This is a genomic window from Kitasatospora sp. NPDC040550 (genome assembly GCF_055594965.1).
In genome coordinates this window covers 126,154-140,812 of sequence record NZ_JBVIWC010000023.1, presented here as the reverse complement: position 1 = coordinate 140,812, position 14,659 = coordinate 126,154, and the positions used below count along the sequence as shown (strand labels likewise).

The following is a 14,659-nucleotide window of genomic DNA, read 5'->3' as shown; positions in this document are numbered from 1 at the left end:
TCCGATGCTGAGAGCCGACCCCGAGCACGGGCCGTTGGTGCCGATGCTGCTGGTGCTGACCCTGGTCACCGGGGTGGTGGACGCGGTCAGCTACCTGGAGCTCGGACACGTCTTCGTCGCCAACATGACCGGCAACGTGGTCTTCCTCGGCTTCGCCCTGGCCGGCGCCCCCGGCCTGTCCGCCACCGCCTCGTCGGCCGCCCTGGCCGCCTTCGTGCTCGGCGCCCTGGCCGGCGGCCACCTGGCCCGGCACCTGCCCGGCCACCGGGGGCACCTGCTGACCGCCGCCGTCGCCGCCCAGGCGGTGCTCGTCGCCGCGAGCACCGCCTGGGCGGCCTGGATCGGCCACGGCTCCGGACCCGCTCGCTACACCCTGATCGGGCTGCTCGCCCTCGCCATGGGCGGCCAGAACGCGGTGGTCCGCTCGCTCAAGGTCCCCGATCTCACCACCACCGTGCTCACCATGACCATCACCGCCCTCGCCGCGGACCGCGCCGGACCGCGGCGGCTCGCCTCGACGGTGTGGATGTTCGCCGGCGCCCTCCTCGGCGCGGCACTGGTCCTGCACGCCGCCGTCCCGGTCGCACTGGGCCTGGCGCTCGCCCTGCTGGTCGCGGTCGCCGTCCTCACCCACCACGCCGCCAGGCCCGTCCCGGCCCCGGCCTGGACGGCGCGCCGCTGACGGCGGGGCAGCTCCGCCGGACGGCCTGGTTCCGGCCCCTGCTGCTCAGCCCCCCGAGCGGAGGGTGGCGTTCGAGGACGGGCCCCTTCACTCCTCCCGGCGGTGCCCGGCGCGGCCGCTCCAGAGCGGCTCCAGCCGGGCCCACTCGGCGGTCCAGCCGGCCTCGGCCCGGCGGTTGAGCGTGCTCAGGCGCAGCCGCAGGGCGAGGGCGATCAGGGCCGAGAGGGCGAGCAGCGCGCCGGCGCCGGTGCAGGCCGCGGAGACGGCGAGGGCGGCGCGGTCGAGCGGGGGATCGGTGGCGTTGCCGTCCGGGTCGACCCAGACCTGGACGACGCCGCCGACCGTGGGTGCGCCGGAGGCCTCGACGGTGCCGGTGTGCGGGGTGGCCCCGGGGTAGGTCCAGGCGGCCTCGACCTCGATCCGGTTGCCGTAGCCGCCGGAGAACCGGCTGGTGGGGGCCGCGCCGCGGTTGGCCCCGGCGGTCACCACGGCGTCGATCCGGTGCAGCCGGGTCCGGTCGGTGTCGGCCTGCGGGGCGGTGGCGCGGAAGAGCAGCAGTGCGCCGCCGACGGAGAGGACGGCGGCCAGCAGCCCGCCGACGACGGTGAGCAGCCAGGCGCGGGCGCGGGACCGGTCGAGCGGGCGGGCCAACGGTTCGTGCCGGGCACCGAAGGCCCGCCGCAGCTGACGGCCGGTTCGCCGCGGGAGCGACGCCGACCGGGCCGGGCGGGGTGTGCTGGACACGCTGGGGTCTCCTCAAGGACGCGGGCGCGTACGGGGTTTCGTTACCCAATCTCCACCCGACCGCCCCCGTCGCACAAGACCGGGGTGCGCGCGCGGTGCCGGTCGACCCGGTTCGACCCGGTTCGCCCAGGCCACGCCCGGACCGAGCCCGGACCACCAGGCCCACCAGGCCCACCGGGCCCGGTCCACCCGGGACGTTCGGCCCTCGGCAGCGGCCGCCGGGCCGGGCAGGCTGGACTCCGGCCGCGCCCCCCGTGCCTGGGTGCGGCCCCGGTCCGGCGACCGTGGGGGTACCGGGCCGTGGTGCGGTGGAGCAGGGGGCGGTCGTGGGGCCGCCTCCTGCCCCTCTCTGTCGACGAGTTGACGTTCCACCAGGTCAGCGGCTTGTTCTCGCCAGATATACACTCGGTGTATATCCCTGGTGTATGGTCCTCCGCATGAGTGTTCCTTTGACCCTCCTCGGGCTGCTGGAGCGGGAGCCGAGCCACGGCTACGACCTCAAGCGCGACTACGACTCCCTCTTCGGCCGGGGCAAGCCCCTCCCGTACGGTCAGGTCTACGCGACCCTCGGCCGACTGGCCCGCGACGGCAAGGTGATGGCCGGCGAGGCCGAGCCGGGCGACGGGCCCGAGCGCAAGCGCTACGTCATCACCGAGACCGGGGCGACCGAGTTCGAGACCTGGCTCCAGGAGCCGGTCGCCCCCGAACCCACCCTGCAGTCCGTGCTGTTCACCAAGGTGGTGCTGGCCCTGCTGCTCGGCCGTGATGCCGAGCTGTATCTGGACACCCAGCGCGCCGCCCACCTGCGCCGGATGCGCGAACTCACCGAACTGCGCCGCACCGGCGCCCTGGTGGACGCCCTCCTCGCCGACCACGGCCTGTTCCACCTGGAGGCCGACCTGCGCTGGATCGACCTCACCGCCGCCCGGCTGGACGCGCTCGCCGCGGAGGTGCGCGCATGAGTGAACGGAGTGAGCGAATCATCAAGAGGTACGCGGTGCGCGAAGCGCTCGCCGAGCGAAGCGAGGCGGGCGCATGACCGCCGTCATCGAGGCCCGCGACCTCGCCCTCGCCTTCGGCGAGACGCCCGCCCTGCGCGGGGCGAGCCTGTCCGTCCGGGCCGGCGAGGTGCTCGCCGTCATGGGCCCCAGCGGCTCGGGCAAGTCGACGTTACTCCACTGCCTGGCCGGCATCCTGGTGCCCGACGCCGGCGAGGTGCTGTTCGAGGGGCAGCGCCTGGACCGGATGAGCGAGGCCCAGCGCAGCGCCCTGCGCCGCGACAAGTTCGGCTTCGTCTTCCAGTTCGGCCAGCTGGTACCGGAGTTGACGGCCGAGGAGAACGTGGCCCTGCCGCTGCTGCTGAACGGCGTCCGCCGGGGCACCGCGCTGGCCCAGGCCCGCCCCTGGTTCGCCCGGCTCGGCCTGGACGGCCTGGAGCAGCGCCGCTCCGGCGAGCTTTCCGGCGGTCAGGCCCAACGCGTGGCGCTGGCAAGGGGGTTGGTGGCCCAGCCGAGAGTGCTGTTCGCCGACGAGCCGACCGGCGCACTGGACTCGCTGACCGGCGAGCAGGTGATGGAGCTGATGGTCGCCTCGGCCCGCGAGCAGGGCACCACCGTCATCCTGGTCACCCACGAACCGCGGGTCGCCGCCTACGCCGACCGCGAGGCGATCGTCCGCGACGGCCAGGCCCGTACCCTCTCCACCGGATCGGTGGCCCCGTGATCCGCTTCTCGCTCCGACTGGCCGTCAGCGGCGGCCGGGAGGCCGTGGCCCGGCTGCTGATGATCGCGGCGGCGGTGGCGATCGGGGTCGGGCTGCTGCTGTCGGTGCTCTCCAGCATCAACGCGATCGACCGCAGCAACGCCCGGCAGACCTGGATGAACACGGGTGCCGAGGGCGCGACCGCGGCAGCCCCGGCGGACCCGCTCTGGTGGCACGCGCGGATGGACTACTACCAGGGGAACAGCGTCTTCCAGGCCGAACTCGCCCCGACCGGTCCCCACGCGCCGGTGGTGCCCGGCCTGAGCCGGCTTCCCGCGCCGGGCGAGTACTACGCCTCCCCGGCGCTCGCCAAGCTGCTGCGCGAGACCCCGGCCGTCGAACTGGGCGACCGCTTCCCGGGCCGCCAGGTCGGCACCCTCGGTGAAAGCGCGCTGCCCTCCCCGGACACCCTCGCGGTGGTCATCGGCCGCACCGCCGACGAGGTCCGGGCGATGCCCCGGGCCACCACCGTTACCAGCATCGCCACCACGCTGCCCACCCACTGCGAGTACGAGTGCTACGGCGCCGGCGTGCACGGGGACGCGCTCGTCCTGGTGCTCACCGTGGTGGCCGCCGCGCTGGTCTTCCCGGTGCTGATCTTCATCGGCAACGCCACCCGGCTGTCCGCCGCCACCCGCGAGCAGCGCTACGCCGCGATGCGGCTGGTGGGGGCCACACCGGGCCAGGTGTCGGTGATCTCGGCGGTGGAGTCCGCGGTGGCGGCGGCGGCCGGTACGGTCCTCGGCTTCGGCCTGTACCTCGCGGTGAAGCCGCTGGCGGCCGAGGTGCCGTTCACCGGTGACCGGTTCTTCGCCACCGATCTCTCGCTGAGCCTGCCGCAGGCCGTCGGTGCGGCGCTGGGCGTGCCGCTGGCGGCCGCGCTCGCCGCCCGGTTCGCGCTTCGCCGGGTCACCGTCTCGCCCCTCGGGGTCTCCCGCCGGGTCACCCCGAAGCCGCCGAGCCCCTGGCGGCTGGCGCCGCTGGTGGCCGGTCTCGCCGAGCTCGGCTACCTCGTCGGCGACCACCCGAAGACCACCAGCGGGCAGTCCTTGGCGTACCTGACCGGCTTCGTCCTGGTGATGCTCGGCCTGGTGATCGCCGGTCCCTGGCTCACCATGGCCACCGCCCGGGCGGTGGCCCGGCGGACCAGCCGGCCGGCCTCGCTGATCGCGATGCGCCGTCTGTCGGACGATCCCCGGGCGGGCTTCCGCTCGGTCGCCGGCCTGGTGCTCGCCCTGTTCGTGACCACCGCGACCCTGGGCATCATGGCCACCATCAACGTGAACCGGGGCTCGCTCGACGGCGCCCCCGTGGTCCGCAAGGCGGTCGTGGCCACCCCGCTGCTCGGCCCGGAGCGGTCCGCCGTGCTCCCTTCGGTGCCCGACGGGGTGGTCGCGCGGGCCCGGGCCGTCCCCGGCTTCGCGGGGATGGCGCTGCTGCACGACAACCCGGCCGGGATCGGTGCGTCGCAGTACGGCCGGGAACGGATCGTGCCCGTCCTGGTCCGCTGCTCGGAACTGGCGCAGATCCCCGCCGTCGGCCACTGCGCCCCCGGGGCCGTGGTCGCGGCCGTCGACCGGAACGGCGTCCTGGACCTCCAGGCGCACCCGGAGAAGGAGTGGCCGGCGGCGCCGCTCTCCGCCGAGGAGGCCGCGGCCCTCCCGGTGTTCATCGTCTACGCGACCACCGACGGCTCCCAGGCGGCCAAGGAGCAGTTGCGGACCCTGTTCACCGAGGCGTTCCCGGCGTACGTGACCAGGATGGCCGACGACTACTCCTCCGAGGGACAGCGGAAGGTCCAGGGCTGGCGGCAGCTGGCCAACGTGGTGCTGCTGACCACCCTGCCGGTTGCCGGGTGCAGCCTCGCGGTGAGCGTCGTCGCCGGACTGTCCGACCGCAGAAGGCCGTTCGCGATGCTCCGGCTGACCGGTGCGCCGCTGCGGCTGCTGCGCCGGGTGGTCGGACTGGAGAGCGCGCTGCCGCTGCTGGTGGTCTCGGCGCTCGCGATCGGGACGGGCTTCGCCGCGGCGGCGATGTTCCTCAAGTCCCAGATGGACTACGGCCTGGCGTCGCCCGGCCTGACGTACTACGGACTGACCGGCTTCGGTCTGGTCGCCTCGCTGGGCATCATCGCCTCGACCCTGCCGCTGCTGCGGCGGATCACCGGGCCGGAGGCGGCCCGCAACGGCTGAGCGCCGTCGGCGAGTTGACCGCTCCGCCCGGTGCCTCGTCGGGTGCCCGTCGTTGCCCTGTCGCTTGCCCTGTCGGGTGCCTCGTCGATTGCCTCTGCCGGATGCCTCCGCCGGTTGCCCCGTCGCCCGTGCTCAGCGGGCGACGGGGTAGCCGTGCGTCGCGGCCCGTACCGCCGGGGTGTACCGCGGCAGCCAGCTGCCGAGCACCAGCCCGGACGGGTAGAACATCGGCTCCGGGAGCGCGTCCACCGGGAAGCGCTCCCACCCGGCGCACGCGTGCGGCTCGGTGACGACGGCCTCGGCCAGGCTCGGCGGCGCCAGCACGGCGGCGGTCAGCCGGGGCCGGCCGAGCTCGTGGTCCAGGTGTACGGCGAGCACCCGCATCCGCTCGGCCGGCAGCACGATCCCGGTCTCCTCGGCCAGTTCGCGGGCTGCGGTCCGCTCGAAGGACTCACCCGGGTCGACCTTGCCGCCGGGCAGGCTCCAGGTCGGCGGCTCGCCGGCCGTGGTGCGGCGGCCGACCAGCACCCGGCCGTCCCCGGTGGGCACGATGATCCCGGCGCCCAGCATCGGTGCGGTGGTCAACTCGCGTCCTCCCTCGTGCTGCCGACCGTTGTGGTGCCTGTCGTTGTGGTGCCCACCCGTGCGGGGCCTACCAGTTGCCGCGCTCGTAGTCCTTGAGGAAGCAGCCGTACAGGTCCTCGCCGGCCTCGCCGCGCACGATCGGGTCGTACACCCGGGCCGCGCCGTCGACCAGGTCGAGCGGGGCGTGGAAGCCCTCGTCGGCGAGGCGCATCTTGTCCGGGTGCGGGCGCTCGTCGGTGATCCAGCCGGTGTCCACGGCGGTCATCAGGATGCCGTCGGACTCGAACATCTCCTGCGCGCTGGTGCGGGTCAGCATGTTCAGCGCAGCCTTGGCCATGTTGGTGTGCGGGTGGCCGGCGCCCTTGTAGCCGCGCTGGAACACGCCCTCCATGGCGGAGACGTTGACCACGTACTTGCGGCGGGACGCGGAGGCGGCCATCGCCGGGCGCAGCCGGCTGATCAGGATGAACGGCGCGGTGGAGTTGCAGAGCTGAACCTCCAGCAGCTCGACCGGGCCCACCTCGCTCACGGTCTGCACCCAGCTGTTGGTGGGCGCGAGGTCCGGCACCAGGCCGCCGGCGTCGATCGCCGTCCCGGCCTCGATCCGGGCCGGGGTGGCGGAGCCGGTGACCAGCGCGAGCGAGGTGACGTCCTCGGCGGCCAGCCGCTGCTCGCCGCCGCCGGCCTGCTGGGGGAGGGCGGGCAGGTCGACGCTGCCGCTGTTGAAGCGGCCGATCGTGGTGGCCTGCGGCAGCGCGCCGGCGGGCAGCGGGGCGGACTCGGCGTTGACCAGCTCGCGGTAGGACTCCGCCGGGCGGCGGACGGTCTGCGCGGCGTTGTTGATCAGGATGTCCAGCGGGCCGTCGGCGGCGACCTCGTCGGCCAGGGCCATCACCTGGGCGGGGTCGCGCAGGTCGATGCCGATGATCTTGAGCCGGTGGATCCAGTCGGAGCTGTCCGGCATCGCCGTGAAGCGGCGGATCGCGTCGTTGGGGAAGCGGGTGGTGATGGTGGTGTGGGCGCCGTCGCGCAGCAGCATCAGCGCGATGTACATCCCGATCTTGGCCCGGCCGCCGGTGAGCAGCGCGCGCTTGCCGGTGAGGTCGGCCCGGGCGTCCCGGCGGGTCCGGTTCAGCACGGCGCACTTCTGGCACAGGTTGTGGTAGAAGGCGTCGACCTCGACGTACCGGGTCTTGCAGGTGTAGCAGGAGCGCGGGCGCTCCAGGATGCCGGCGATCTCGGTAGTGGTGACGGTGGTCAGGCCGAAGGCGCCGGCCGTCTCGTCGTCGATCCGGGTCGGCGCGCCGGTGGCGGTGCGGGCGGTGACCTCGCGGTCGTTGGCCGTCTTGCGGGCCCGGGTCTCCTGGCGGCGGCGCTGCTTGAGCGTCCGGAATATGCCGCCGACGGCCTGGCGCACGGTGATCGCGTCCGGGTGGTCGACGTGCAGCTCGTCGAGCTCGGCGAGCACCTCCAGGCAGAGCCGCAGCCGCTCGGGGTCGAGGCCCGGACCGTAGTCGATCTCCTCCTCGCCTTGACCCTGCTCGATGTCCATCTGCTCGATGCTCACGCCCGCTGCTTTCCCGATCGCCCCGCCGTTACCGCCTGAATGCTACGGGAGCGGCCCCGGGCGGGGCGAAAGCCGGAGCTGGGAGCCTGCCCTTGGAGGATCACACATGTCTACGCGCGGAGCATTGATCATGCTTTGTGTGCACACCCAGCAATGGTGCTCGAACTGGCTTTTGCCCCCACCCTCACGGACAATCGAATGCTGGGTGCCGGGCGCCCGAGTGCGCCCCGGCGGCATCGCCGCAACCGCACCCGAGGTGTACCTTCCCCCAGCCGGAGAGCCCCCTTCATGCGCTTCCTGAACGACCTCAAACCCTCGTACGACCTACCGTAGGGCCCCGAAGAACACATACGATCGGGGCTCGCTGATAGGGGAGGGCCCCAGGTGGATCGGTACGGCCTGTACGAGAGGCTGTCGAACGCGACGGATGCCAGCACGTCGATCGAGCGGCAGGACGAGGCCTGTAGGGCAGAGGTCAAGAGGCGCAACGGGCGCGTAGTCGGGAACGCCTTCGTGGACGAGGGCGTGTCCGGAGCGCTGCCGCCGATGGAGCGGCCGGCGATGCGCAGGCTCCTGGAGAGCCTCGGTCAGTTCGACGCCGTCATGGTCTGGAAGATCGACCGCATCGCGCGAAGCTTCATCGGCTTTGCGGAGATCGTTAGCAAGCTTGACGCCAAGGGCGTGGCGCTCGTCTCAGCAACCGAGCCCATCGACATGTCCGGTCCGACGGGCCGCGCCATGGCGCAGATGATCGCGGTCTTCGCTGAGCTTGAACGCGAGATGATCAAGGCGCGCGTCCGGGACTCCATGCGGAAGGCGAAGGAGGATGCCCGCTTCCACGGCGGGCGAGTGCCGTACGGCCTCACCGTTGCTGATCACCCCAGCGGGAAGGGACGAGTCCTTGTCCGTGACCCGCACGCCGTGTCCGTGCTCCGCGAGGTGCTCCTCTGGATGCTGGAGGGCGAGTCGGAGGGGATCACGCTTACCGAGTGCGCTCGCCGACTCAACCAGCGGGGCGAGCTGACCAGCCGCCAGCGTGGGGCGGTGCTGAAGGGCGAGAAGGCCGAGCCGGCACGGTGGCGCGGGAAGGCACTGGAGCAGATCCTCACGTCACCCACGATGCTGGGGTACCGGCCGGTGCCTGGCGGCGCCGTGGAAACCGACAGCGACGGTCTTCCGGTGATCGCCTGGGAACCGGTGTTCTCGCGGGACGAGTTCGACGCCCTTCAGAGCGTCATCGAAGGCTCGCGGATGGGGCCGCGGAAGGCGCCTGCGGCCTCTCACTGGCTCTCCGGAATCCTCCGCTGCAACCTGTGTCACCGAAACATGAAGCAGCACACATCAGCTGACGGCACGCGCTCCTTCACCTGTCGCGGCGTGGACGGCGACACCCACAAGCCGACGGTCTACGTCAACATGGCCAAGGTGATGGACTGGATCCGGGAGGAGTTCCCGAAGGCCTACGGCCACCTCCCGGAGGTCAGCCGGGTGTGGGTGCCCGGAACCGATGCCGAGCGCGAACTAGCTGACGTCACAAGGGCGATTGACCGCCTTCGGGATGACCGGGACGTCGGCCTCTTCGACGGGGAAGAGGATGAGAAGGATTACCGGGAACGAATGGCGCGGTTGATCGCCCGGAAGAAGGCACTCGCCGACGTGCCGCAGGTGGAGCCGCACTGGGAGGAAACGCCCACCGGGCGCACGTACTCGGAGGTCTGGAGCGGGCTTACAGACGAACAACGGGGGACGCTGCTTCTTCAGATGGAGCAGGCAGTTTGGGTGGACCCCGCACCGACCCGCACGACGCCCGTCGGGGCTCGCGCCAGGTTCGGGCCTGCCGACCCGGTCCAGGCGGCGTTGGACGCGATCCTCTGGGAGGAGGGGACGGGTAGCTGACCCGTCAGCCCGGCCGCGTCCCCCTCCCCGGGGGTCGAACAGGGTCCAAAGTGCCGTACTAACCCCTTATTTCAACTCTCTCTAACACGTGTTAAGAGAGAATGGAAAAGGGCAGAATTTTCGACACTTTGGACCCTGCGCGCCGGAGGAGGCGGCTCCGACGAGCCAGGGCAAACGGCCGCCCAGTAACTATGGTGGAGGGGGAGCAGGTCAGCAACGCCGGCGAATGGCGCGGCGTTCGCTGTTCTCCCTCCGCGGCTGGCGGCGCTCCCGGTGCTCCCCGCTCTCTCCTCCGGGTAGAGCCCGGTAGAGCGCGCCGGCCGACTGCTCCCGTAGCTCAGTGGTCAGAGCGTCCGCCTGTCGAGCGGAGGGCCGCCGGTTCGAGTCCGGTCGGGAGCGCGTGCGGAGGACGACCACCCTGCCGACGGACGGGCGTTGCTCGTTCACCGCTGGACGAGCAACGCCCTTCAATGGCCCGACGGCTCGTCACACTTCCGCGCTGGTGTAACCGGCAGCACGGCCGCCTCAGGAGCGGCCGATCCGGGTTCGAGTCCCGGGCGCGGAGCCGAACCGAGAGTGTTGTGTTTCTACTGGGCGTTCCACTAAGGTGTTTAAGCTGGCGCTCGGCAAGGATTGTGGCCGTTGGGTTGACTGACGAGCCGTCGGCTCAGTACTGTGCTGCCATGACCACCGCTACTGACGGTCCTACCGTCGTCTACTGTGCCGTCGCCGCCCTGCTGATTGCTGCGGTTGGCGACGGTCACTTGGGCCACATGGCCCGTCGCGTGCTTGCCCTGATCTTCGGAGGGCGAGGCGTCTGATCATGACCTGAAGCCCCGGTCCATGCGGTCGGGGCTTTCGCATGCCGTGAGTCCTGGGAGACAAGCGGGCCTGTAAAGCCTGCGGGGCGACGCCCCTTGCGTGGTTCGATTCCACGGTACGGCACCGCGCCGGCTTGTGGCCGGCTGCTGGCGTCGATTCGATCCGTCGGGCGACGTCCCCGCCGCACTAGCCCAACTTCGGGAGAGGCGCCCGGCTCAGACCCGGGAGGTTGGGGGTTCGAATCCCTCGTGCGGTACAGGCAGATGTAGCTCAGCGGTAGAGCACCGGACAGGTTCGGCATCACGGGGGTTCGATTCCTCCCGCCTTCGGGCGTAGCTCAGTGGCAGAGCACCGACGGGGCCGGAGGACGAGGGTTCGAGCCCCTCCACCTGTACAGAGCGGCTGTGGCCCCTGCCCATTAGGACCGACTGGGCATACTGCACCGCAACCACCTGGGCGACGAGGTGGCGGGCTGACGAGTCCGGTGAATCCGGCGCGCACCCGCTCAACGGTCGGTCGGTCCGGTCGGCGGGTGGCCACTGGTCGTAGCTCAGCGGTAGAGCGCCCGCTTCGGGAGCGGGAGGGCGGGGGTTCGATGCCCTCCGACCAGACTTGGCTGTCGGCCTTGGCGGCTACGCTGCACACATGGCTGAAGACAAGAGCAGGGACGACGCCAAGGCGCTGCTCCACCTGCGCATGGCGCGGATGAGGCGCCTCATGGACGCCGCCCGACGAGGTGAGGATGTCGCGGAGAAGGGGCCGGAGGGCGATTTCCACGCGACCCAGCCCCCGACGGTTGAGGAAGGCCGGCAGCTCGCCGAGATCTGGCGACGCCAGAAGGAAACCCCCGGAGACGGCGCGGACTGACCTCGTTGCCTCCATGACGCCCCTGGAGGCCTCTATGCCACGCGGAACCATCACCGCCACCACATCCGACCGGGCCGGCACCGCGCTGCCCGCTGCGACGGTCGGCGACCCGACGAACGGGCACACGATCGCCAACGACGGCCGGACGCTGCTGCTCGTGGAGAACACCGGCAGCACGGTCGCTCGGACCGTCACGCTCCAGATGTCCAGGGCGGTCGACGGCCTCACCCTGACCGGCTCGCGCACCGTCTCCGTAGCGACCGGCGTGACCCGCCTGCTCGGCCCGTACCCCACCGCGGACTACGGGTCGGCGCTGCTGGTCGACGTCGACAACGCGGAGCTGAAGATCCGGGCTATCCGGAGCGCCTGACTCTACTTGCTTGCGCCCCGCCCGGTGATCCGGTGCGGGGCTCGTTGCTGTGCAGAGGAGAGACGTAGACATGAGCCGGACCACCGCACACCGCCCGTGGCGCATGGTGCGCGACGAGGCCGACTACACCCGGCGGGAATGGCGTTGGCACGTCTCCGCGGCCTACGGCCGGAACACCGTGCGGCAGGCCCGCCGACGCTTCTGGGGCAGCGTGCGCCGGATGGAGCGCGACGCCCTGGCGACGGGCAGGACCCCGGAGCCGACGCGCACCCGGCACACCGTGCTGTGGGACCTGTCCTAGCGGGGCTGCTCGATGCTGAGCGGGACGAGGCGGAACGTTGCCTCTACCCACCGCTGGTAGCCCTGCCCGCCGTGGTTTTGGTTCTCCAGCTTGTAGCCGGCCGCCTCGATCCGGGACAGGGCCGCGGACAGCCGCCGGCCGTCGTCGCCGGGGACGAGGTGGATCTTACGGATATAGATCGTCTGGCCCGACTTGTAGGCCTTCACAGCCTGCGCGTCGATGTCGGACGACGTATTTCGTTTCCTTCCGAACAGTCCCATGCGCGGACCTTACTAGATGTCTCGGACGGAGGGCAGAGTCTTGGCCTGGACGACAAGCGACCGGCGGAAGCGGCTGCCCAAGGACTGGGAGTCGCGGATCCGCCCGCGCATCCTGCGCCGCGATGGAGGGCGCTGTACGGCGGTCTTCAGCGACGGTCGGCGCTGCTCGGCCCGTGCGACAGACGTCGACCACATCATCCCGGGTGATGATCACTCGGACGACAACCTCCGCTCTCTGTGCGGCTGGTGTCACGCACGCAAGTCCGCTCACGAGGGCGGCACGGCAGCCGGCCAACGAGCTGCCCGACAGGCGCGCCCGACGGCGCAACACCCCGCGCTGGAGGACTGATGACGCTCGACACCATGACGGCTGGCATCCCGATGTACGTGCACCCGGGTATCGACGGCCGTAGTTGGGCCGCCCTGGCGACCGCGGATCAGCCGGTCCGCTTCATCACGCTCAACCAGAGCGACGGCCCCGGCGACGTGGAGGATACCGTCCTGTATGACGCGGCGCGGGCCGTGAAGGCGGCCGGGAACACGCGGGTCTGCGGGTACGTCGACTATGCGTACGGGCACCGCGACGGCGGGGACTACACGATCAACCAGGACGCTGCGAAGTGGGTGTCCCGGGGAATCGACTGCGTCTTCCTCGACCGGATCCCGAGCACCGCTGCTGATGTGCAACCGGTATCGGCCAGCGTGCTCGGCCTGCGTAAGGCCGGCATGAAGTACGTCGTGTTGAACTACGGTGTGCTGCCGTCGCCGGGTCACCTGGACATCGGCGATGTCGCCGTCGTGTTCGAAGGCGACATGGCTACCTACAGAACTTTGTCGGTGCCCTCGTGGGTCCTGGAGCACGAGCCGGAGCGCATGGCCCACCTCGTCTACGAGGCCAGCCAGGAAGAGGCCAAGGAAGCCATAGGGCTGGCCCGTCAGCGCGGCTGCCACAACATCTTCTGTACCGACAAGACCTTTGCCAGCACAAACCCGTGGGCAGGCCTGCCGCTCTACTGGAGCGACCAGGCGAAGGCCCTGAAGATGTGGCCGGCTCGTCCTGCGCCCGGGTGGCTGGCGTGAGCCAGGGCGCTCGGGTAGAGATCGTGGAGCCTGATCACCAGGGTGACGCTGTGATGCCAACCCTGGTGCGGGTCAACGGTGTTGACGTCGGGCTGCTGGCTAAGCCACCTCGGGTACGGGCCGGCGGAGACGACGAGCCGGCTACGGTGACGCTGACCCTGATGCCCCGGGAGGTCGTGATCAAGGGCGAGCCCAAGGGCGCCCGGTCACCTCGCCCCCGGCCGCCCTTCGGCTTCCAGAAGCCCTCCCAAGGCGGTACCCCCCGGGGGTAACCCAGCCGGCTGAAGGGTGCCCCCGGGGGTAGGCGGCTCGGAGGGGGCTCAGAACCTATACCCCTGGGGGGTACCCCTCCGGAGCCGCTTTGAGAACCGTAAGAGTGCTGGAGTTCGCGCTCTGTACGGGTCTGGGGAAAGTGGCCGAGAGGGGGTATGGCGCCCCCGCAGGCGGGCGAACGGCGGGATGTCGGACTGTCGGAGACCCCTGGTCGACAGGCGGGCGCGCAGGGCTTCGGCTCTGCTGCAGTGGCCCCCTAATTTCGATAAAATGCCTGGTCAGAGCCTTGAAACCGTAACGCATGCCCCCTAGAATGGACACCATGACGACGACCGCCACCCCGCCGTGCGAGCGCTGCGAGCAGTCGCTTCCGGTGATGGCGCGCCGGCACGCCCGGTACTGTTCCGCGGCGTGTAAGCAGGCGGCTTACCGGGCGCGGAAGACGAGCGCCGCCGCTTCCCCCGCGCTCCCCGACGAGCTGACGACCCGCGCCAGGTGGGTCCGACACAGCTCCGCGAAGGTCCCGCTAACGACGACCGGCAAGGCCGCGAGTAGCACCGACCCCGCGACGTGGAGCACTCACGCCGACGCTGCCGCTTCGACGGCCGGCGCTGGGCTCGGCTTCGTGCTGAGCAGCGCCGACGACGTCGTGTGCATCGACTTGGACCACTGCATCCGCCCGGACGGCTCGCTGGAGCCGTGGGCGACGCCCATCGTGGCAGGCGCGGGCACCACCTACGTAGAGGTGTCCCCGTCCGGCATCGGGCTGCACATCTGGGGCCGAGCGGACGTTCGCCAGGGACGCCGCATCCGCCGCCCTGACGGCACGGCCGTGGAGGTCTACGGCACCGGCCGCTACATCACCGTGACAGGCCGCCGGCATGGCGACTGCCCGTCACGGCTCGGAGGCTTGGAGGGTCTTGTGGATTGCCTGGTCTCCGGTTCCGCCTGATTCGCCCTCGGTGAGCGCGGCGTCGGAGCTGCCGCCGATCTCCTGCCGAAGGCGGCGGAGCGCGCGAACAGCCTTGATCGCTTTCGTCGCCAGCGTGGGGATCGAGTCGAGCGCTTGCCCGATGACCCAAACGCACCCGCCGATGAAGCCGACGATGGTCGCAGCCCAGCCCACGGTTTCCAACAGCCTTCCAACTTCCCGTCAGGGGTGGTCAGGCTGCGATAGGGCATGCTCGGCCTGACCACTCGATGAGTGATCAAAACCGAGAGCGCCCCCGATGTCTCCCGTCCGGCCCTGGAAGCAGAGC

Annotated in this window: 15 protein-coding genes and 5 tRNA genes; 16 read left to right on the top strand and 4 right to left on the bottom strand. The window is 71.2% G+C overall.

Annotated features, from left to right (window positions below; translation table 11 throughout):
* Positions 1-4: 4 nt before the first annotated feature.
* Positions 5-682 carry a YoaK family protein gene (locus tag ACZ58X_RS29735; protein WP_470336670.1) on the top strand — a complete coding sequence of 226 codons (678 nt, stop codon included), beginning with the start codon at positions 5-7 and terminating at the stop codon, positions 680-682.
* Positions 683-769: 87 nt separating this feature from the next.
* Here the strand turns inward: ACZ58X_RS29735 and ACZ58X_RS29730 are convergent, their stop codons facing one another.
* Positions 770-1,426 carry an Rv1733c family protein gene (locus ACZ58X_RS29730; RefSeq protein ID WP_470336669.1) on the bottom strand — a complete coding sequence of 219 codons (657 nt, stop codon included), beginning with the start codon at positions 1,424-1,426 and terminating at the stop codon, positions 770-772.
* Positions 1,427-1,863: 437 nt separating this feature from the next.
* On the opposite strand from ACZ58X_RS29730, the gene ACZ58X_RS29725 reads away from it, so the two are divergent.
* From ACZ58X_RS29725 to ACZ58X_RS29715, 3 genes are all read left to right on the top strand, one after another.
* A complete protein-coding gene (locus ACZ58X_RS29725) occupies positions 1,864-2,388 on the top strand; it encodes a PadR family transcriptional regulator (RefSeq protein WP_360238672.1) in 525 nt (174 codons plus the stop codon).
* Between the two features lie 73 nt (positions 2,389-2,461).
* The gene (locus ACZ58X_RS29720) at positions 2,462-3,148 is read left to right on the top strand and encodes an ABC transporter ATP-binding protein (protein ID WP_470336668.1); all 687 of its coding nucleotides are present in this window, start codon (positions 2,462-2,464) and stop codon (positions 3,146-3,148) included.
* Positions 3,145-5,379 carry an ABC transporter permease gene (locus tag ACZ58X_RS29715; RefSeq protein ID WP_470336667.1) on the top strand — a complete coding sequence of 745 codons (2,235 nt, stop codon included), beginning with the start codon at positions 3,145-3,147 and terminating at the stop codon, positions 5,377-5,379. The genes ACZ58X_RS29720 and ACZ58X_RS29715 overlap by 4 nt, the downstream gene beginning before the upstream one ends.
* A 132-nt stretch (positions 5,380-5,511) precedes the next feature.
* On the opposite strand, the gene ACZ58X_RS29710 is transcribed toward ACZ58X_RS29715, so the two are convergent.
* Positions 5,512-5,964 (bottom strand): nucleotide triphosphate diphosphatase NUDT15, encoded by a 453-nt coding sequence (locus ACZ58X_RS29710; RefSeq protein WP_470336666.1) that lies wholly within the window; start codon positions 5,962-5,964, stop codon positions 5,512-5,514.
* 67 nt (positions 5,965-6,031) lie between these two features.
* Complete coding sequence (locus tag ACZ58X_RS29705) at positions 6,032-7,516, bottom strand: SDR family NAD(P)-dependent oxidoreductase (protein WP_470336691.1); 1,485 nt, start codon at positions 7,514-7,516, stop codon at positions 6,032-6,034.
* 399 nt (positions 7,517-7,915) lie between these two features.
* Between ACZ58X_RS29705 and ACZ58X_RS29700 the strand changes: the two genes are divergently transcribed.
* The 9 genes from ACZ58X_RS29700 (at position 7,916) to ACZ58X_RS29660 (ending at position 11,787) form a co-directional block, all read left to right on the top strand.
* Positions 7,916-9,427, top strand: coding sequence for a recombinase family protein (locus ACZ58X_RS29700; RefSeq protein WP_470336665.1), 1,512 nt, complete (start codon positions 7,916-7,918; stop codon positions 9,425-9,427).
* 326 nt (positions 9,428-9,753) lie between these two features.
* A tRNA-Asp gene (locus ACZ58X_RS29695) sits at positions 9,754-9,826 on the top strand.
* Positions 9,827-9,920: 94 nt separating this feature from the next.
* Positions 9,921-9,992, top strand: a tRNA-Leu gene (locus ACZ58X_RS29690).
* A 437-nt stretch (positions 9,993-10,429) separates the two neighbouring features.
* Positions 10,430-10,505, top strand: a tRNA-Leu gene (locus tag ACZ58X_RS29685).
* 71 nt (positions 10,506-10,576) lie between these two features.
* A tRNA-Pro gene (locus ACZ58X_RS29680) sits at positions 10,577-10,643 on the top strand.
* A 145-nt stretch (positions 10,644-10,788) separates the two neighbouring features.
* Positions 10,789-10,860, top strand: a tRNA-Pro gene (locus ACZ58X_RS29675).
* Positions 10,861-10,894: 34 nt separating this feature from the next.
* Entirely contained in the window at positions 10,895-11,116 is a 222-nt protein-coding gene (locus tag ACZ58X_RS29670) for a hypothetical protein (protein ID WP_470336664.1), read from the top strand.
* Positions 11,117-11,150: 34 nt separating this feature from the next.
* Positions 11,151-11,486, top strand: coding sequence for a hypothetical protein (locus ACZ58X_RS29665; RefSeq protein ID WP_470336663.1), 336 nt, complete (start codon positions 11,151-11,153; stop codon positions 11,484-11,486).
* A gap of 70 nt (positions 11,487-11,556) precedes the next feature.
* A complete protein-coding gene (locus ACZ58X_RS29660) occupies positions 11,557-11,787 on the top strand; it encodes a hypothetical protein (protein ID WP_470336662.1) in 231 nt (76 codons plus the stop codon).
* Here the strand turns inward: ACZ58X_RS29660 and ACZ58X_RS29655 are convergent.
* Positions 11,784-12,047, bottom strand: coding sequence for a hypothetical protein (locus ACZ58X_RS29655; RefSeq protein WP_465392612.1), 264 nt, complete (start codon positions 12,045-12,047; stop codon positions 11,784-11,786). The two genes, ACZ58X_RS29660 and ACZ58X_RS29655, sit on opposite strands and share 4 nt — an antisense overlap.
* 16 nt (positions 12,048-12,063) lie before the next feature.
* Here ACZ58X_RS29655 and ACZ58X_RS29650 point away from each other — a divergent pair, with 16 nt between their 5' ends.
* From ACZ58X_RS29650 to ACZ58X_RS29640, 3 genes are all read left to right on the top strand, one after another.
* A complete protein-coding gene (locus ACZ58X_RS29650) occupies positions 12,064-12,396 on the top strand; it encodes an HNH endonuclease (RefSeq protein WP_465392613.1) in 333 nt (110 codons plus the stop codon).
* Positions 12,396-13,127: a spherulation-specific family 4 protein gene (locus ACZ58X_RS29645; protein WP_470336661.1), complete on the top strand. Its 732-nt coding sequence runs from the start codon at positions 12,396-12,398 to the stop codon at positions 13,125-13,127. Before ACZ58X_RS29650 ends, ACZ58X_RS29645 begins: the two co-directional genes overlap by 1 nt.
* A gap of 595 nt (positions 13,128-13,722) precedes the next feature.
* Complete coding sequence (locus tag ACZ58X_RS29640; RefSeq protein ID WP_470336660.1) at positions 13,723-14,352, top strand: DNA primase; 630 nt, start codon at positions 13,723-13,725, stop codon at positions 14,350-14,352.
* Positions 14,353-14,659 lie beyond the last annotated feature (307 nt).